This is a genomic window from Archangium lansingense, assembly GCF_026626635.1.
Taxonomy (GTDB): domain Bacteria; phylum Myxococcota; class Myxococcia; order Myxococcales; family Myxococcaceae; genus Archangium; species Archangium lansingense.
Genome location: NZ_JAPNKA010000001.1, coordinates 5152935 through 5171137 on the forward strand (window position 1 = coordinate 5152935; position 18203 = coordinate 5171137).

General features: G+C 69.3%; 10 protein-coding genes and 1 pseudogene. 7 read left to right on the forward strand and 4 right to left on the reverse strand.

The features are described from left to right. Positions 1–106: 106 nt before the first annotated feature. Positions 107–1048: an AAA family ATPase gene (locus tag OV287_RS21145; RefSeq protein ID WP_267535846.1), complete on the reverse strand. Its 942-nt coding sequence runs from the start codon at positions 1046–1048 to the stop codon at positions 107–109. Positions 1049–1234: 186 nt separating this feature from the next. Between OV287_RS21145 and OV287_RS21150 the strand changes: the two genes are divergently transcribed. Beyond that, positions 1235–1453 carry a hypothetical protein gene (locus OV287_RS21150; RefSeq protein ID WP_267535847.1) on the forward strand — a complete coding sequence of 73 codons (219 nt, stop codon included), beginning with the start codon at positions 1235–1237 and terminating at the stop codon, positions 1451–1453. 188 nt (positions 1454–1641) lie between these two features. On the opposite strand, the pseudogene OV287_RS21155 reads toward OV287_RS21150, so the two are convergent. Then, positions 1642–5795: pseudogene (locus OV287_RS21155) on the reverse strand (response regulator). A 127-nt stretch (positions 5796–5922) separates the two neighbouring features. Next, positions 5923–8202: a glycosyltransferase family 4 protein gene (locus OV287_RS21160; RefSeq protein WP_267535848.1), complete on the reverse strand. Its 2280-nt coding sequence runs from the start codon at positions 8200–8202 to the stop codon at positions 5923–5925. Between the two features lie 131 nt (positions 8203–8333). Here OV287_RS21160 and OV287_RS21165 point away from each other — a divergent pair, with 131 nt between their 5' ends. The 3 genes from OV287_RS21165 (at position 8334) to OV287_RS21175 (ending at position 12974) form a co-directional block, all read left to right on the forward strand. After that, the gene (locus tag OV287_RS21165; protein WP_267535849.1) at positions 8334–9764 is read left to right on the forward strand and encodes a DUF4912 domain-containing protein; all 1431 of its coding nucleotides are present in this window, start codon (positions 8334–8336) and stop codon (positions 9762–9764) included. A gap of 9 nt (positions 9765–9773) precedes the next feature. After that, entirely contained in the window at positions 9774–11363 is a 1590-nt protein-coding gene (locus tag OV287_RS21170) for a glycoside hydrolase family 57 protein (RefSeq protein ID WP_267535850.1), read from the forward strand. A 156-nt stretch (positions 11364–11519) separates the two neighbouring features. Then, positions 11520–12974, forward strand: a complete 1455-nt coding sequence (locus OV287_RS21175) for a trypsin-like peptidase domain-containing protein (protein ID WP_267535851.1) — start codon at positions 11520–11522, stop codon at positions 12972–12974. Positions 12975–13143: 169 nt separating this feature from the next. Here the strand turns inward: OV287_RS21175 and OV287_RS21180 are convergent, their stop codons facing one another. Then, positions 13144–15051 (reverse strand): GGDEF domain-containing protein, encoded by a 1908-nt coding sequence (locus OV287_RS21180; RefSeq protein ID WP_267535852.1) that lies wholly within the window; start codon positions 15049–15051, stop codon positions 13144–13146. Between the two features lie 102 nt (positions 15052–15153). Here OV287_RS21180 and pgeF point away from each other — a divergent pair, with 102 nt between their 5' ends. From pgeF to OV287_RS21195, 3 genes are read left to right on the forward strand one after another with little or no spacing between them, the layout of a single operon-like run. Further along, a complete protein-coding gene (gene pgeF, locus OV287_RS21185) occupies positions 15154–15924 on the forward strand; it encodes a peptidoglycan editing factor PgeF (protein WP_267535853.1) in 771 nt (256 codons plus the stop codon). A gap of 20 nt (positions 15925–15944) precedes the next feature. Then, positions 15945–16841 (forward strand): tetratricopeptide repeat protein, encoded by an 897-nt coding sequence (locus tag OV287_RS21190; protein ID WP_267535854.1) that lies wholly within the window; start codon positions 15945–15947, stop codon positions 16839–16841. Positions 16842–16863: 22 nt separating this feature from the next. After that, on the forward strand, positions 16864–18108 hold the full coding sequence (locus OV287_RS21195; protein ID WP_267535855.1) for a LysM peptidoglycan-binding domain-containing protein: 1245 nt from the start codon (positions 16864–16866) through the stop codon (positions 18106–18108). Positions 18109–18203 lie beyond the last annotated feature (95 nt).

Sequence of the window (18203 nt, forward strand, 5' to 3'; positions counted from 1 at the left end):
TCCCTCTCCCGGCGGGCGAGGGGTGTTGTGCGCGGGGTGTTGGGCGTTGGGTGTTGGGCGCTCAGTGGGTGTTGGGCGCTGGGTGTTGGGGGCGGGGTGTTCTGGCTCAGGCCTGCGCGATCTGCGCCAGGTTGCTCTTTGCCTTCTCGATGTCGCCCTCGTGCTTCAGCACCAGGTTCAACGTCGCCGCCACCAGGTCCGCCGTCAGTGACTCCGCGTTCAGCAGCGCCAGGCTCTGCACCCAGTCCAACGTCTCGCTGATCGACGGCGCTTTCTTCAGGTCCAGCTTCCGGATCGCCGCCACCGCCTCCACCACCTGCTCCGCCAGTGTCTTCGACACGTCCGGCAGCCTCTTCCGGACGATCCGCAGCTCTCGCTCCCGATCCGGGAAGTCGATGTGCAGGTGCAGGCACCGTCTCTTCAGTGCGTCCGACAGCTCCCGCGCGTTGTTCGACGTCAGCACCACCCTCGGCACGTGCCTCGCCTTGAACGTCCCCAGCTCCGGAATCGTCACCGCGTTGTCCGACAGCACCTCCAGCAGGAAGGCCTCGAACTCCGGATCCGCCTTGTCGATCTCGTCCACCAGCAGCAGCGCCGGCTTGTCCGACAGCAGCGACTTCAGCACCGGCCTCGGTAGCAGGAAGCGCTCCGAGAAGAACACCGCGTCGCTCGTCGCCAGCCGGTCCGCCGCCTCGCTCAGCGTCCCCGCTCCCTGCACCATCTCCCCAATCTTGTCCTTCAAGAGCTGGGTGTAGAGCAGCTGCTTGGCGTACTCCCACTCGTAGAGCGCCTTCGCCTCGTCCAGGCCCTCGTAGCACTGCAGGCGGATGAACTCCCGCCCCAGCGCCTGTCCCAGCGCCTTGGCCAGCTCCGTCTTGCCCACCCCCGCGGGGCCCTCCACCAGGATGGGTTTCTCCAGCCGATCCGCCAGGAAGCTCGCGGTCGCGATCTCCGGGGAGGCCAGATATCCCACCTGCTCGAGGCGCGTCTCCGCGTCCTCCACGCTGGTCAGGGTGTGCGCTTGGGTCGAAGGGGAGGGCGTGTTCACGCTTCTCAACTTAACCGAAGGGTTTTCAGGCCACTGCGGCAAAAATGCCAGACCTCCAGCCCTTTCCACGCCCTCGTGCTGGCTGCTTGCTGTCCAAGTGACTGGAATAACTTGGGAAATTATTTTCCCACAATGGGCACGCAACGTGCAATAGAGCCGCGCATTCGTTGCTGGGAGGCGGCGGTCATGTCCTGGTGGTTGCGCATGTTGCTCGTGGTGGCGGTGGCCCTGATTCCTGGAGCCTTCGTGCTGCTGCTGGCCTACGTCGCCACCCGGACCATGCGGCATCGCTGGCAGCAGGCCCGCCTGGAGGCCCAGAGCCTGGGCACCCAGGTGTCCTTCCGCGAAGTGGTCGCCCAGGTCGAGTTCAAGGACCTCGTCCGCCAGGCGCGCGCCGCGCTCTGAGCCACCTGCCGTAAGTCCTTTCAGGGGCGACAGGCAGCGTCGGTACGTCCGCGCCGCGCGGGCCTGCCACTCGCCCTGGCCTCCGGGGAGACCTCCCGGCCGCGTTCCTCACAAAGTCGTCCAACAGTTGGACAACGTTTGCTTCGGCCGCGCGAGGCAGGGGCGCCACGCGCGGCCGGTGAGCCACACTACTTGTCGAGCTCGTCCACGAGCGAGGTCCAGTCGGCCTCATCCGAGGCGCCGGGCGACGCCGTGGGGATCTGCATGACCACGGTGCGGTCGGAGACCTCCTCCTCGGCGACGGGAGGAGGAGCAGCCGCCGCGGTCTTCTTGGCCACGGTGTTCTTCGCGGCGGGGCGGGCGGTGCGAGTCGGCGCGGGCGCGGCGGGAGCGATGGTGTTGACCTGCGTGGTGAGCACGCTGTCGTCCTCGTCCACCAGGGGCTTGGCGGCGGCGGTCGACTTCGCGGCCGGAGTGCCCGGGGAGGAGGTGGGCGACTTCGTCTTGAAGCGGGCCAGCTCCAGCTCGGCGACCTTGAGCGCCTTGCTCTTCTCCTGCACCGACTGCTGCAGGCGGGTGATCTCCTGGGTCTTCAGGGCGTCGCGGCGCTCCAGCTCCGCCTTCTGACGGGTGGCCAGCTCCTCGAGATCCTTCTGCTGCCGGGCCTCCAGCTCCTTGCGCTCCTTGGCGGCGGCGGCGAGCTTCGTGGCGGCCTCGTTGGCCTTGGCGTCGGCGGCGGCCACCTTCGCGTTGAGCTCCTTCTCCACGCGGGACCTGGCACCCGCGGCGTTCTCCACCGCGAGCTCCAGCTCCTGGATCTTCTTGGCCCGGGTGGTGAGCTGCGTCTGGGCCTCCTTGACCTTGGCGTCGGCCTCGGCGGAGCGGGTCTGCAGCTCCTGGGTGAGCTGGGTGGAGCGAGCCTCGGCGCGAGAGAGCTTCGCGGCCAGGTCGTCCCCGGCGCGCTTTGCCTCGTTGCGCTCCTGGGCCTGGGCCTGCTGGAGCGCCTGGATCTGCGCCTGGGCCTCGGCGAGCTGGTTGCCCATCGCCTCGCGCTCGGACTGCAGCTTGGACTGGCTGTTGCCCGCGGAGCGGAGCTGCTCGTCACGTGCGGCGAGCTGCTTGCGCGCGTTCTCCAGCTCGGTGTTGAGGGCGGCGGCCTGGCGGGTGAGCTCGTCGGCGTTGCGCTTGGCCTGCTCCGCGTCCTGCTGGCGGCGGGCGTCGAGCTGCTTGAGCTGCTCGGTCTTGGTGGCCACCTCGCGGCTGAGGGCCTCGCGCTGACGCTCCTTCTCCTGCGTCACGCCGGTGAGCTTCTGGAGGGTGTCCGACAGCTCCTGGCCCTTGGCGGCGACGTCCTTCTCCAGGAAGTCGATGCGGCGCTGCGACTCGGCGGTGAGCGTGTTGAGGCGCTCCTCCACCCGGTGGCGCTCGTCCTCGGACTCGGCGAGCTGCGAGCCGAGCTGGGTGACCTCGGCGACGCGGCTGCCCAGCTCCTGCTTGGTGAGGAAGAGCTGCTCCTCCAGCTCCTGGTTCTGATCGCGCGTCTGGGCGAGCGCGGCCTCCAGCTCCGCCTGGGTGGCGGCGGCCTGCTGCTGGGACTGCACGTGGGCGGCCTGCTCGCCGGTGAGTGCCTCGCGCGTGGCGGCGAGGGCACCCTGCGTCTCGGCCAGCTCGTTGCGCACCTGGCCGAGCTGCTCGGACAGCTCCTCCTCCATGGCCGTCTTGAGGTTCTCGGTCTCCTGGAGGACGCCGGAGATGCGGGTGATCTCCGCGTTGGCGGCCTGGAGCTCGGTCTCGCGATCGGTGCGCTCCTGGACGGTGCGGGCGAGCTCGTCGCGGGTCTGCTCGAGCTGGCCCTGCGTGTCGGTGAGGGTGGCCTGGGTGTCGGCCAGCGACTGGGCGGTGGCGTCCAGCTCGCCGCGGGTGCTGGCGAGGGTCTCCTCGGTGGCGGACAGACGACCCTGCGTGTCGGCAAGGACAGCCTGGGTGTCGGCCAGGGACTGGGCGGTGGCGTCCAGCTCACCCCGAGTGCTGGACAGGGCCTCCTCGGTGGCGGAGAGACGACCCTGCGTGTCGGCGAGGACGGCCTGCGTCTCGGAGAGCGTGTTCTGCGTCTCGCCGAGTGTCTGGGTGGTGGCCTCCAGCTCGCCGCGCGTGGTGGCGAGCGTCTCCTCCGTCTGGGCGAGGGTGGCCTGGGTGTTGGCCAGCGTCTGAGAGGTGGCGTCCAGCTCGCCGCGGGTACTCGCCAGGGCCTCTTCGGTGGCGGAGAGGCGGCCCTGCGTATCGGCGAGGACGGCCTGCGTCTCGGAGAGCGTGCCCTGCGTCTCGGCGAGTGTCTGAGCGGTGGCCTCCAGCTCGCCACGGGTGGTGGCCAGCGTCTCCTCGGTGGCGGAGAGGCGGCCCTGCGTGTCGGCAAGGACAGCCTGCGTCTCGGAGAGCGACTGGGTAGTGGCCTCCAGCTCGCCGCGGGTGGTGGCGAGCGTCTCCTCGGTCTGGGAGAGCGTGCCCTGCGTCGCGGCGAGGGTCTGGGAGGTGGCCTCCAGCTCGCCGGTCAGGTTGGAGATCTGCGTGTCGCGGTCGGAGACGGCCTCCTGGAGCGCCTGGATCTGGCCGTTGAGCTCGGCCTCCAGGGCGTCCTTGGCGGCCTGCAGCTCGTTGCGCGCCTGGGTGAGGGCCTCCAGCTCGCCGGTCAGCTCGGCCTCGCGGTCGGCCAGGTGGGCCTTCACGGCCTCGACCTCGCCCTCCAGCTCGCCGATGCGCTCCATCTGCTGCTGGATGTTGGCGTTGAGCTCCGCCTCGTGGTGCTCGTTGCGGGCGATGGTCTCCTGCAGCTCGCGCTCGAGCGTGGCGACCTTCGCGTCGCGCTCCTCCAGCCGCTGGGTGAGATCGCTCTCCAGCGCGTCCTTGTCCTGCTGGAGCTGGTCGCGCTCGCCCGTCATGCGGGCCAGGTCCGACTCCAGGCCGGCGATCTGCTCGTTGAGCCGCGCCTCGAGCGCGTTGCGCTCCTCGGTGAGTTGCAGGAGCTCCGCGTCCACCCGGGCGCCGTGCTCCTCGGCCGCGGTGGCGCGCGCCTCCAGGGCTCGCACGGTGGTGTCGCGCTCCTGCTCCGTCTGGGCCAGCCGCTCCTGCAGCGCCTGAATCTCTCCGCTCAGCTCGGCGTAGCGCTGGTCGCGCTCGCTGATGGTGCGGGCAAGCTCGCCTTCCACGGATTCAATCCGCTGCTGCCGGCGGGCCAGCTCGGCCTCGTGGGCCTGCACCGTCTCGGTGAGCTTCTGCTCCTTGACCTCGAACTCGAGCGTGACGATGCCCAGGTGCTTCTCGAGCTTGTCGTACTCGTCGCGGGCGTTCTCCAGCTCGCCGGCGCGGCGCGACAGCTCGTCATCGCGGTTGGACACCTCGCGGCGAAGGACGTTGATGTCCTTCTCCTTGGAGGCCACCACCTCGATGAGATCCTTCTCGGAGGAGAACTTCTGCAGCAGCAGGTCGTCGACGGTGGCGCCGTGATCGCGCTCCTTCTGCAGCATGCCCTGCTGGCCTCGTTGAAGCGCCGCAGCAGGTCATCCACCTGCATCTTCAGGCCCTGCAGCTCCACGTCCTTCTCGTGGAGGCGGTCCTCCACGGAGAGCAGCTCGCGCTCGCGGACGTTCCAGATCTCCGAGATGCGGGCGATCTGCGACTCGCGCGCCTTGAGCTCGTCGCGCAGCAGCTGGACCTTGCCCTCGGGCGTGCCCATCAAGTCGCGCCGCGGGGGCGGACGCTTGAGCTGGCGGGACTCGGCGAGCAGCTCGGCCTTGCGGTCCGCGATGGACTGGAAGGAGCGCTCGAGGAAGGTGCGATCCTCCTCGGTGATGGCGCTGCGGCGCTCGCGCTTGGGCAGCTTCGGCGGGCTACCGGCGGGGGCGGGCGCGCCCTTGAGCGGCGGGGGCATGGGCGGAGGACCGTCGCCCGAGAAGGCCGGGGCCTGCTCCTCCTCGGGGGGGACGATGCCCACACTCATGGAGGCGAGCTCGCCCATCTCGAAGGGGATGATGAGGTAGCCGTCCGCGGCGCCCGGCGACTGGCGGTGCTGGTTCAGCCCCTCCACGCCCGTGTCCGAGGACAGCAGCAGCACCTTGAGGTTCTGCCCCCACTTGCCCTTCTTGATCTGCCCGCACAGGGTGAAGCCGGACTGATCCGGCAGCTCGGCCCGGACGACGATGAGATCCGGCTTGCGCTTCTCCATCTCACGCTGTGCGTCAGCGGCGGTGGCCGCCATGGCCGTTTGATAGCCCGCGCTCTTGAGCACGGTGGCCATGCTGAGGGCGAAGTCGTTCTGGCTTTCGACGATGAGGACGCGGCGCTCCATGCAGCCCTTTAACCTACGAAAAGTGCAATGAAAACCGGCACATCCTAGCCACGCGCGGAAGAGCTTGGAAAGTTTCCGTGCCGAGCTCGGTCGGTTGCCTCACAAGGAGGGGGTGGCGACTCTCGGATTATGAGGGTTTGCCACGAGACACTCCCTGGGCCTTCGGCGGCGCGGGGGGGACGCCCGGGTCGTCGTCGCGGCCGGGCATGGTGGTGGGGGGCGTGTGCCGGGCGAATTGGGTGCCCTCGGGCGGGCAGTAGCCGTGGGCGAGCTGGGCGAACCACGGGTTCAACCGTGACTCGGGCGGCTCCCGGGGCGGCGTCTCCGGCGTCTCTGCCTCGTGGATCTCCGCGCTGCTGATCTCCTCCGGCTCCTCCAGTGGGTGGGCATCTGTAGGTGTCGGAGCGGTGTCTACCTCTTGGATCTCCTCGGCCTCGGCTTCGGAGATCTCCTCGGGCTCCTCGGCCCGGGCGGGAGTGCGCGCGCTCGGGGGAGGGGTGGAGGGGACCTCCAGCGGGGTGAGCACCGGTGGCGCGGCGGGGCGGGAGCCACTGCCACCGGGCGGCTTGGCCCGCGGAGGCAGGGGCGGGATGGAGATGGACGGGCGCGACTTCTCCGGCAGGGTGGGCGCCTGAAGGAGCACGGGAGGCTCCGCCGGCCGGGAAGCGGGGCGCTCATCGCGGCGAGGAGGCAGCGCGGGAGGCCGAGGGGGCGGGGCTGGCTCGAGCGCCGGGGCCGGGGCCGGACGGCTGTCGGTGGAGACGGCTCGGGTGAGCAGGCTCGGACGGGGCGGAATGGGAGGCGGAGAAGCGGGCGGGGCGGGGGGCTCGCGCAGGGGCAGCCCCATGATGACGGGAGGCCCGCTCGGCCGTACGTCCTGCTCGGTCAGCGCGTTGTCCCTGTCCTTGTACGAGGGCTCGCGCAGGGGCAGTCCCATGATGACGGGGGGCCCATCCGGCCGTGCGGCCTCCGGCTCCGTCTTGATGAGGCGCGTGTCGAGCCCTTCTTCGAGGATGTGGCCCGTGACGAGCGGCAGCTCCTCGCGCGCGGGGCCGCCCTGGCCCGGGTCGGTGTCCGGAATGGGCTCGCTCGTGGAGGCGCGCTCGCTGGCGGCTGGAGCAACGGAGCCGGGCGTGATTGCACTCACCGTTCCCGCGAGCGCAAGGATGCGGTTGGTGGGCGTGCCCGTCATCGTCGGGCTGAGCTTGGACTCATCGGCGGGCGCCATTGGCACCGGGGACTTGCCGAGCAGGCCATCGTAGATGTCCAGGAGCTGACCGCGGATGAGGCCCGCGTCAAGCCACTGCTCGGCGTAGGCCCGAGCCTGCTTCCCAAGGGAGACGCGCCGGGGCACGTCACGCGCCAGCGCGATGAGGTGGTCCGCGAGCGCCTGCGCGTCACCGGGCGGATAGAAGATGCCGGCCGAGGCGGGGACGAGCTCCCGGCTCACCGGCAGATCCGTGGCGAGCACTGGACGGCCCGCGGCGAGGTACTCGGACACCTTGGAGAGGGCGCCGCCTTGCACGCGGTTGCGGTCCACGTCGTCCAGCGGCAGCACGCCCACGTCCGCGAGCGCGAGCACCTTGGCCACGTCGTCATGGGCCACGGGGGGTTGGAACTCGACGTGCTGCTTGAGGCCCAGCTCGGCGACCAGGTCCTCCAGGTGCGGCTGCCAGTCCGGGTGGCGCGCGCCCACGAGCGTGAGCCGCACGTCCACCTCGCGCACCGCCAGTGCGAGTCCCCGCAGCAGTCCGGCCAGTCCCTGCCACGCCACTTGGCTGCCCAGGTACATCAGCCGCATGGGGGTGCCATCCGGCGAGCCGAGCGCCTCAGGCGAATAGGGCCCCAGGTCCACCGGGGCGCGCACCACCTTGACGGCTTCCTGGCCCACTCCCAGCGAGTGGATGAAGGAGCGCGTGGTGGGCGAGCCGGTGATGACCCGGTCCGCGTTCATCAGACAGAACAGCTCCTGGCGGCGGACCTTGGAGAGGAACTTCCGATCTCCCTCCAGCTGCGGGTGCGTGTAGCGCAGCTCCTGAGAGGGGAAGCCCTGGGCCTCGTAGACGAGCCGGTAGCCGTAGTCCCCCTTGAGCTCGCACAGGGCGTAGCCGCCGAAGGGATCGGTGAAGTGGACGAGCGCATACTCCTCGCTCTCCAACTGGCGGCGCACGGCGCGCTCGAAGGACTGGATGCGCGAGGCCAGGTCTCCGGCTCCCACCGGCACTCGGAGCAGGCGTGCACCCTGGTACTTCTCGATGTGCGAGTGGTCTGGCGTCTTGACCGAGAGCACCACCACCGAGAACCGATCAGGCAGTGCCTTCAAATACTCCGTGACCCGCCGCGACGAGCCAGAGGGGCCGGGCAGGACATCGAAGCTGCACAGCAGGAGTCTGGGCAGGTCGCTCAAGGCGGACCGAAGGATACAAAGTCGACTCCCGGCTTGTCACTGGGCCTGGCGATGGGCGAGGTATGACCAAGAACAGAAGTGAAATCGCTCGTTGACCCCCGAGCCCTGGCGACCTAAGCCGATACCCGCCTATGGCCGACTTCAAGAGCGTCACGGTGGAGTACCTGCGGGAGCTCGCGCGGAAGCATCTAGGACGCGGGCATAGCAAGCTCAAGACCAGGAAGGACCTGCTGGCGGCACTCACACAGCGGGTCCCAGGGCTCGCGAAGCTGGCGGGCCTCGAGGAGGCAGGGGAGGGGGCGGCGGAGAGGCGGGGGTCGCTCAAGGCCCCGGCGGCCGTCTCGGCGGCTTCGCGCACGGAGAAGCCCGAGGAGCGTCCGAAGCAGCCCTCCGCTCCAGAGGAGTCCCTGCCCGACGACGACGACGAAAAGACTCCGGTCCACCACCCGCCCCGGCCCGCCGAGGTGGTCAACTTCCCGCCCAAGCCCAAGTCGCCGAGTCGACTCTCGAGCGGCGATGAGCCCTCCCTGTCGACGCTGGATGACCCCCCTGAGTCCCCCGAGGACTCCCTGGTGGCGCAACACGCCGCGGAGCCGCTGGTGGAGGGCTTCTTCGTGGCCCGCATGGCGGGTGAGCAGGAGGCCTGGCGCCACCACCTCACCGAGGCGCAGAACCCCCGGCCTCGCGAGACCCTCGGCTCGCCGGACTATGACGAGCGGCTTGGCGAGTTCCCAACGGACTACCAGGACGACACGGCCCTGCTGCTGCCGCGCGACCCGCAGACCCTCTTCGTCCTTTGGGACTTCAGCGCCGAGGCTCGGAATCGCGCCCTGGACGGGCTGATGTCGCCGCGCGCCGTGCTGCGCGTCTATGACGATGCCGAGGTCCTCGTGCGGGTGATTGATGTCGCGCTCGAGTCGCGCAGCTTCTACATCCACGGGTTGCCGCCGGGCCGTCCCTACCGGGTGGAGGCCCATTTCGTGGGCAGCAACGGCCGCTCGCGCCGCATCGGCCATTCCTCCAACCGCGTCTTCCTGCCGCAGAACGGACCGTCCGCGGACGCCTCGGTGCGCTACCTGCGCATGCCACCTGTCGCCGTCCAGGGCGCCAACATGGAAGCGGTGGCCGCCACCGCCCCCACCCGGACGCCGCCCTACGAGGAGCGCGAGTACATCACCTGGCGCCGCGTGGCCCTGCCGGGCAGCGGGGGCTTCGAGGACATTCCCGAGCGCCATCGCGAGCGCACCGGTCCCGGTGCTCCGGGCGAGGGTGCTCCCGGGCAGGAGTACTTGCAGGTCCGTCGCCCCGAGGGCTCCTCTGACCAGTGGATGGGCTCGTGGGGTCCCTCCGGCTCCTCCGAGCAGTCGGGGAGCCCGGGTGGGCCTGGCGAGTCGTGGTGGATGCGCTCGCAGGGTCCAAGCGGAGCCTCCGAGGAGTGGATGCGCTCACAGGGTCCGGGCGGATCCTCCGGAGCGTGGATGCACTCGCAAGGGCCAGGCGGGTCCTCCGAGCAATGGGTATGGGCGTGGACGTGCCTGACGCCTTCCGCGACGGGCCGCTAGGGGGATGACATGAGCATCGGCTCGCTCGCGCTCGTCCTGCACGCACACCTGCCGTTCGTTCGTCATCCCGAATACGAGGACTTCCTGGAGGAGGACTGGCTCTACGAGGCCATCTCCGAGACGTACCTCCCGCTGCTGCTCGTCTTCGATCGGCTGGCGGAGGAGGGCGTGCCCTACCGGATGACGATGACGCTCACGCCCACGCTCGTCACCATGCTGCGCGACGAGCTGCTCATGGGCCGCTACGCGCGCAAGCTGGATCAGCTCTGTGAGCTGGGCGCGCGCGAGGTGCACCGCACCCGGAACGATCCAGTCTTCGGCCGGCTGGCCCACTTCTACCGGGACCACTTCGAGACGCTGCGCAGTGCCTTCCGCGAGCGCTACAAGCGGGACCTGGTGGGCGCCTTCCGCCGGCTGCAGGACGCGGGGCACCTGGAGATCATCACCTGCAACGCCACGCACGGCTTCCTGCCGCTGATGCAGCAGACGCCCGAGGCGGTGCGCGCGCAGATCACCGTGGCCGCCAACCACTACCGGCAGACCTTTGGCCGGGACGCGCCGGGCATCTGGCTGGCCGAGTGCGGCTACTTCCCTGGGGTGGAGAAGTACCTGGCGGCCGAGCGCATCCGCTACTTCTTCGTGGACACGCACGGGCTCACCGACGCCACGCCTCGGCCGCTGCACGGCCCCTTTGCTCCCATCTTCACGGAAGCGGGCGTAGCCGCGTACGCGAGAGACCCCGAGAGCAGCCAGCAGGTGTGGAGCTCGCAGCACGGCTACCCGGGCGACCCCGTCTACCGCGAGTTCTATCGGGACATCGGCTGGGACCTGGACCTGGACTACATCCGGCCCTTCATCCAGCCCACCGGGGATCGCAAGAACACGGGCTTCAAGTACTACCGGATCACCGGCAAGACGCAGGACAAGCAGCCCTACGATCCGGATGACGCGCGCGAGCGGGCCGCCACCCACGCGGGCAACTTCCTCTTCAACCGTGAGAAGCAGTTCGAGTGGCTCGCGGGGAAGGTGGGGGGCCGCAAGCCGGTGGTGGTGGCGCCCTATGATGCGGAGCTCTACGGCCACTGGTGGTTCGAGGGCCCGTGGTTCCTCGAGGCCCTCATCCGCAAGGTGGCCCAGGAGCAGAAGACCTTCCAACTGGTGACGCCCTCGGACGACCTGGCCGAGCACCCGGAGAACCAGGTGGCCACTCCGCCTCTGTCCTCCTGGGGCTCGGGTGGCTACGCCAACATGTGGCTGGACGGCTCCAACGATTGGGTCTACCGGCACCTCCACCACTGCTCCCGGCAGATGGTGGCTCTGGCGAAGGACCATCCCGATGCCTCGACGCTCCAGCGGCGGGCGCTCAACCAGGCCGCGCGAGAGCTCTTGTTGGCGCAGTCCTCGGACTGGGCCTTCATCATGAAGACCGGGACGATGGTGGACTACGCCGTGCGCCGGACGAAGGAGCACATTCTTCGCTTCCTGCGCCTGCACGATCAGATCCGCGCCGGCACCATCGATGAGGGGTGGCTGACCCACATCGAGGGCAAGAACAACCTCTTCCCGGAGATCGACTACCGGGTGTACCGCCCGGGGTGAGGAGGGCGGGGCGCTCGCTGCGGTGTTGAGGGTGTAGCGCCTACACTCCTTGCTCACATCATCGGGAAGAGAAGGGGCACTTCAGTGTTTCCCAGTCGCGCGGGCAGGGCGGATGCGCCTTGCCTTGACGTTTTTCCGACTTATCTCGGGAGAGCCATGAACAAGCGACTGAATGCTTCGCGGCGTGCCCTCACCGGCGCCCTCATCGTAGCGCTGCCTGTGCTGGCGAATGCCCAGACGGCGGCTTCTTCCGTCCCCGCTGCTTCGCCGGCCACTCGGGAAGTGCAGGCCCTGCCATCGCTCGCCCCGCTGGTCGAGTCCGTGAAGGGGGCTGTCGTCAACGTAGACGTACAGGCCAAGGCCTCCGGGGGCTATGGACAGGGCGAGAATCCCTTCTTCGATCGCTTCTTCGGGGGCGGGGAAGGCCGGGGCCAGCGGCGAGAGCCCATCCGGCAGGGGTCGGGCTCGGGCTTCATCGTGGACGGCAGGGGCCTGGTGTTGACCAACAACCACGTCGTCGAGGACGCGGTGTCCATCCGTGTGCGCCTGGACGACGGGCGCAGCTTCGACGCGGAGATTGTCGGAAGGGATCCGCTCACCGACGTGGCCCTCATTCGGCTCAAGGGCAAGGTGGACAACCTGCCCACGGTGAAGCTGGGGGACTCGGACGCGGTGCGCGTGGGTGACTGGGTGGTGGCCATTGGCAACCCGTTCGGCCTGGCCTCGAGCGTGAGCAGCGGCATCCTCTCGGCGCGAGCCCGCGACATCCACGCCGGCCCGTATGACGACTTCCTCCAGACGGATGCGGCCATCAACCCGGGCAACTCGGGTGGCCCGCTCTTCAACCTGAAGGGCGAGGTGGTGGGCATCAACACCGCCATCGTGGGTGGGGGAACGGGAATCGGCTTCGCGGTGCCGAGCAACCTGGTGAAGGCGCTCATGTCGCAGCTGGAGAAGGACGGCTCGGTGACGCGAGCGTGGCTGGGCATTGGCATCCAGGATCTGACGCAGGACCTGGCCAAGGCGATGCAACTGCCGGTCAACGAGGGTGCCATCGTGTCGCAGGTGAACGACAACTCGCCGGCGGGCAAGGCGGGCATGAGGGCGGACGACGTCATCGTGGCCATCGACGGGCAGAAGGTGGAGTCGGGAGGCCAGCTCACGCGCAGGGTGGCGCTGAAGAAGCCGGGCAGTACCTCGACGCTGGACGTCTTCCGGGACGGCAAGAGGCAGGCGCTGAAGGTGCAGCTCGGGACGCGGCCGGACCTGGAGGGCCGGAGCGTGCGTCAGCGTCGAGGCGACGAGGAGACGGAGCAGTCCTCGAAGGCTCGCGTGGGGGTGTCACTGAGCAACGTGGATCCGCGCATCGTCGAGCGCACGGGGCTGCGGTCATCGCAGGGGGCGCTGGTGACGGACGTGCTGCCGGGCTCGCCGGCGGAGAAGGCGCAGCTGGAGGCGGGCATGGTGGTGGTGGAGGTGGATCGCAAGCCGGTGCAAAACGCGGAGGAGCTGGCGAAGATCATCCGTAAGGCGCCAGCGGGCAGCACGTTGCTGCTGCGCGTGGAGGTGCCGGGAAGCGGACGCTACCTGCGAGCCCTGCACATCCCGTAGCCCACCAAACCTAAAACCCAGCAGGTCCAAAACTCACCAGTCCCATACCCGAGCCACACTCCCTCTCCCTCTGGGAGAGGGTCGGGGTGAGGGTATACGCCCCCCGAGTTCAGCAGGCCCGTGTCACCCTTGTGGCACGGGCTTCGTCATTGCGGGCCCTGACGAGGGCTCACGCCTTGGCGACGCTGGGGGAAGAAGGATCGTTAGGGCGGGAGAGGCCGCGCTCGCGGCCGGGGTGCAGCTCCATGCCGGATGAGTACGCGGTGACGCTGTTCCGCCCGGCGCGTTTGCTGGCGTAGAGGGCGGCGTCGGCGCAATCCACGAGGGCGTCCTGGGTGGTGGAGTCGACGGGCATGGAGGCCACACCAATGGAGACGGTGATGTGGCCGCCGGGCTGAGTGGGGGCGGCGAGCTGGGGGGCGTCCATCACGGATCGCCGCAGCTTCTCAGCCACCTCGACGGCGTCTTCCTTGGCCACGTTGGACAGCACGAGCATGAACTCCTCGCCGCCGTAGCGTGCGAGCGTGTCCACCTTGCGCAGGCGGGAGCGCAGCACGTCGCACACCTTGCGAAGCGTCTCGTCACCGGCGCGGTGGCCCGCAGCGTCGTTGAGCTTCTTGAAGTGGTCGATGTCCACCATGAGGATGGACATGGGCGTGCCGAAGCGCTGCGCGCGAGCCACCTCCAGCTCCAGCCGCGCGAAGAGGTGGCGGCGGTTGGGCACCCCGGTGAGGGGGTCCGTCATGGTGAGCTTCACCGCTTCGGCGTGGAGCATGGCGTTCTTCACGGCCGTGGCAGCCTGGTCGGCCACGGCGGTGAGCAGCTCCAACTCCTCGGGGGCGAAGCTGGCCACCTCGGGGCGCCGGAAGTTGAGCACGCCCAGCACCGAGTCCGTGTGCACCATGGGGATGCACAGCACCGCTCCCGTGTCATGTCCGGGCAGCGGCCCCTGCCGGGCGAAAGCGCTCGAGGGGTCCGTGATGTCCGGCACGTACACCACGCGTTGCACCTCAGCCGCGCGCCCACTGGCACCCTCGCCGGGCCGGATGGTCATGCCCTCCAGCTCTGGGTTCGCCGGGAAGGTGCTCTTGACCTCCAGCAGCCCGTCCGAGTTGACGAGCATGATGGAGAAGTCTGGGATGTGGAGCCGCTCGGGCACCAGCTGGGTGATGCGCGAGAGCAGCTCGGACAGCTCGATGGTGGAGTTCACCGAGCGCGCCACGTCGAAGAGCAGGGCCAACTCGGCGATGCGCTCCTCCAGCTCCTCCTTGAGGGACAGCTTCCACTTCGTCACCTGGAGATCGCGGTGGGTGTCGATCTCCTCGGCCTTCATGGAGGTGATGCGCGCCAGCATGGCGTTGAAGGCCGAGCTGAGCCGGGAGAGCTCATCGGTGCCTTGCACCTCGGCGCGCACCAGGAAATCGCCCTCCTCGGCGCGTCGCATGGCGGACGCCAGCCGACGCAGGGGTCGGGTGAGGAAGAAGTGCAGGGAAGTGCCCGTGGCGACGATCAGAATGGCGCCCAGCACGAGCACGGCCACCAGCGCGGCGCCGAGCGCATGGGTGAGCTCGCGGTGCACCACGGGCTCGGCCACGCGCAGGTGCACCATCCCGACGCGCTTGTCCTGGGCGCCCGGGTGACAGCCCTCGCAGGACTTCTCGCCGAGCGAGCGGAGCACCTCGGTCTCATGAGCATCCGAGCGGGCCCACTGAGGCCCCGGGGCAGCCAGGCGCTCCGCGTCGGGGTGACGCGTGCCCACCTCCCGCGGGCTCACCGACCAGCGGATGCGGCCGTCCGGGGCCAGGATGTTGAGCTCCGCCGTGGAGCGCAGCAGCCGGGTGTCTGAGAGCATCAGCTCGGAGACGGGGAAGTGAGGCGGAAGGCCCTCGGGCGTGGGCAGTCGGAAGGTGGCGCCGATGAACTCCGCGAGCACCATCGCCTCGTCGTGCGTAGCGTCCCGGGCGGCGATCTGCGCCTCACGCCAGAAGTAGCCTACACCGAACAGGGCTGCGACCAGTCCGGGCAGGGCAATGCTCCAGAGGAGCTTCCTGCCAACGGTGTCGAGACCCAATGCCATGATACCCCTGTAAGTTTCTCGGATTGTCAGATCGGCTGACGCAGACTGTCAAACGGACACCGTCCGAAACCATTCGATGATGTGATTGCATCGGAAGCCCAAATGTCCGCACACCCTTCGCTATTGGTGACGTCCGCGCTGCTCCCCGTACCCCATGGCTTCGCCACCCGAGCAGGGGGGGTCTCCGAGGGTCCCTATGCCTCGCTCAATCTCGGCTTCGCGGTGGGTGACCTCCGGGATAGGGTGGAGGAGAACCACCGGCGGTTGGCGGTGATGGCGGGTGCGGCGCTCGAGGCGCTGCACACGGTGAAGCAGGTGCACGGAGACCGGGTGGTAGAGGTGGGAGCAGGCGAGGGGACGGGCGCGTTGAGGCCGCCGGAGGGCGAGGCGGACGCCTTGTGGACGGAGCGGCCGGGGCACTGGGTCGCGGTGGGGACGGCGGACTGTGTGCCGGTACTGCTGGTGGACCCCGAGGGCCGGCGGGTGGCGGCGGTGCACTCGGGGTGGCGGGGGACGGACGCGCGCATTGCGGCGCGGGCGGTGGAGTCGCTGGTGGCTCGGGGCTCTCGGCCTGAACGGCTGCTGGCGGCGGTGGGCCCCTGCATCCAGCGCTGCTGCTACGTCGTCTCCGAGGACCTGGGCGCGCGCTTCTCCGCGGGCTTCGGGTCGGAGGTGGTGGTCCGCGAGGGAGGAGACGTGCGGTTGGATCTCACACGGGCCGTGCGTGACACGTTGCTGGGAGCGGGGCTGAAGGCGGCCCATGTGGAGGTGCTCCCTCACTGCACCGCGTGCGATGCGGACCGATTCTTCTCGCACCGGCGTGACGCGGGCCGCACCGGGCGTCACCTCAATTACGTGGTACACCGGTTCTGATCGGCGTCCGGGCCGATTTCTTGACGGTCTCCGACACCCCTTCCTATCCTCCAGGAAGGATCCCCCGAAGTCTCGTCCTGGAGCACCGCATCATTCGCCGACTCTTCGCCATCGCGCCGCTGTGCGCGCTGACCGCTTGTGCCACCACCGGCTCCGCCCAGTCGTCGGAGCTGGCGGAGCTGAAGGCCGAGGTACGCGCCATGCGCGAGACCCAGGCGCGCCTGGAGAAGCGTCTCGAGCGTGTCGAGCTGCACGCCAGCGTGAGCCAGTCGCGCGCTTCCAGCGCCGCTTCGGCCCGGGAGGCCACCACCGCCGCACCCCAGACCGCCGCAACCTCGGCCGGCTACAGCACGCCGGACCTCGCGGTGGTGAAGCTCAAGCCTCGCAACGAGCCCGCGCCTTCGCTGCCTACCCGGGTGGCCGTCGTGGAGCCCGCGTCCGAGGACATGGAGATGTTCATCAGCTCCGCGCCCGAGGGGGACAGCGCTCCCGCCGAGGCCACGGCCGACGCCTCAGCGCCTCGGGAGGAGCCAGATACTGCCGTGCTGGAGGCCGAGTTTGATCAGGCCGTGGCGGCGCTGCGTACCGGCAACGTGGAGGGTGGGGTGACGCGCCTGCTGGCCTTCGCCGAGGAGCATCCCCGCCACCCCCGCGCGGACAACGCGCTCTACTTCAGCGGGCTCGGGCAGATGGGGCTCAAGGAGCATGCCTCCGCTGCGAAGACCTTCGAGCGGCTCATCGCCCAGTATCCGGCGGGCGATGCCGTGCTCGACGGCATGTTGCGGCTGGCCGAGTGCCGGCTGCGGCTCAACCAGAAAGACGACGCGCGGGCGCTCTACACCCGCATCCTCACCCAGTTCCCGGGAACGGCCGCCGCCACGCAGGCAGAGCAGCGGCTCGCCTCCCTCTCGCACTAGCTGTCCGAAAGGAAGTCCTCCGATGCGCTCGCGGATCTTCTCCTCGCTCCTTCTCGCCACCGTTCTCGCGCCGCCCGCTGTGTGGGCGCAGGACGCGGAGGACCCGCAGGAGCCCGAGGCTGGCGAAGAGACCGAGGGGTCCGAGGTGGTCGACGAGCAGCCCGGCCGGCCCGGGCAGATCGCCATTCCCCCGGGCCAGGGGGGCCGCGAGTCGGCGCCCGGCGAGGTCCACACCGTGGAGCGGGGCGACACGCTGTGGGACTTGTCGCAGAAGTACCTGGGCAGCCCCTGGTACTGGCCCAAGGTCTGGTCCTACAACCCGGAGATCGCCAACCCGCACTGGATCTACCCCGGCAACAACGTGCGCTTCTTCCCCGCGGGCGAGGAGGTTCCCTCGCGGGTGGAGGCGGGCACGGGCCCGGCTCCCATGGAGATGGTGGCCGAGTCCGGAGAGATCGCCGAGGCCACCGAGATGGGCCCCGCCAATGGCGAGGATCTGGTGTCGGTGAGTGGCAAGCTCACCTACGAGCCCAAGGCGTCGCGCACGGTGATGACGCAGGGCTTCGTCACGACGCGCGAGCTGGACGAGGCGGGCCGCATCGAGGGCGCCGCCACCGGGGCGGAGATGTTGTCCTTCCCGGACGTCGCCTACGTGCGCTTCAAGCGCAAGGCGGACGCGAAGCTCGGGGACAGGTATGTGATTTTCCACACCCTCGAGGCCGTCAAGCACCCGGTGACGGGCAAGCCGGCAGGCTACCTCACCGAGTTCGTCGGCACCCTGAAGGTCGTGGCGCTGGGCGACAACTTCGTCAAGGCACAGCTCATGGACACGTGGGACGCCGTGGTGCGCGGTGACCTGGTGGGCCCCTTCGGCGAGCGGCTGGTGGAGTCGGTGGTTCCCCGGCGCAACGAGAAGGAGGTCCAGGGCTATATCGTCACCGCGCTCGTGCCGTATCTGACCCTCACCGCCGAGCACCACTTCCTGGTGGTGGACAAGGGCAGCAGCGACGGGGTTCAGGTGGGCAACACCTTCACCATCCTCCGCCCGGGCGACACCACCCAGCAGCGCGTGCTGGAGCTGGAGATGCCCGGCGAGAAGAAGAAGAAGGGTCCGCCGCTGCCCATGGAGAGCGTTGCCCTGTGCATGGTCACCGAAGTGAAGGAGCGCAGCTCCAACTGCGTCCTGACGTATTCCATCCAGGAAGTGGCCCCCGGGGATCGCGCGGTGATGCGCATCAACAACGGGCAGCCCACCGCCCAGCGCTGACGCACCTCGCCTCCTCCACTTGCAGGGGACGTGCCGCTTGACCAGCGCCAGTCCGGTGTTTATGTGTCCCGCCCCCATCCGGTCGGACCCATCTT

What these genes read in the sequence shown, in the direction of transcription:
- OV287_RS21165 (WP_267535849.1), top strand. Translation starts at nt 8,334, where the DNA reads ATGGCCGACTTCAAGAGCGTCACGGTGGAGTACCTGCGGGAGCTCGCG.
- OV287_RS21175 (WP_267535851.1), top strand. Translation starts at nt 11,520, where the DNA reads ATGAACAAGCGACTGAATGCTTCGCGGCGTGCCCTCACCGGCGCCCTC.
- OV287_RS21150 (WP_267535847.1), top strand. Translation starts at nt 1,235, where the DNA reads ATGTCCTGGTGGTTGCGCATGTTGCTCGTGGTGGCGGTGGCCCTGATT.
- OV287_RS21170 (WP_267535850.1), top strand. Translation starts at nt 9,774, where the DNA reads ATGAGCATCGGCTCGCTCGCGCTCGTCCTGCACGCACACCTGCCGTTC.
- pgeF (WP_267535853.1), top strand. Translation starts at nt 15,154, where the DNA reads ATGTCCGCACACCCTTCGCTATTGGTGACGTCCGCGCTGCTCCCCGTA.
- OV287_RS21195 (WP_267535855.1), top strand. Translation starts at nt 16,864, where the DNA reads ATGCGCTCGCGGATCTTCTCCTCGCTCCTTCTCGCCACCGTTCTCGCG.
- OV287_RS21180 (WP_267535852.1), bottom strand. Translation starts at nt 15,051, where the DNA reads ATGGCATTGGGTCTCGACACCGTTGGCAGGAAGCTCCTCTGGAGCATT.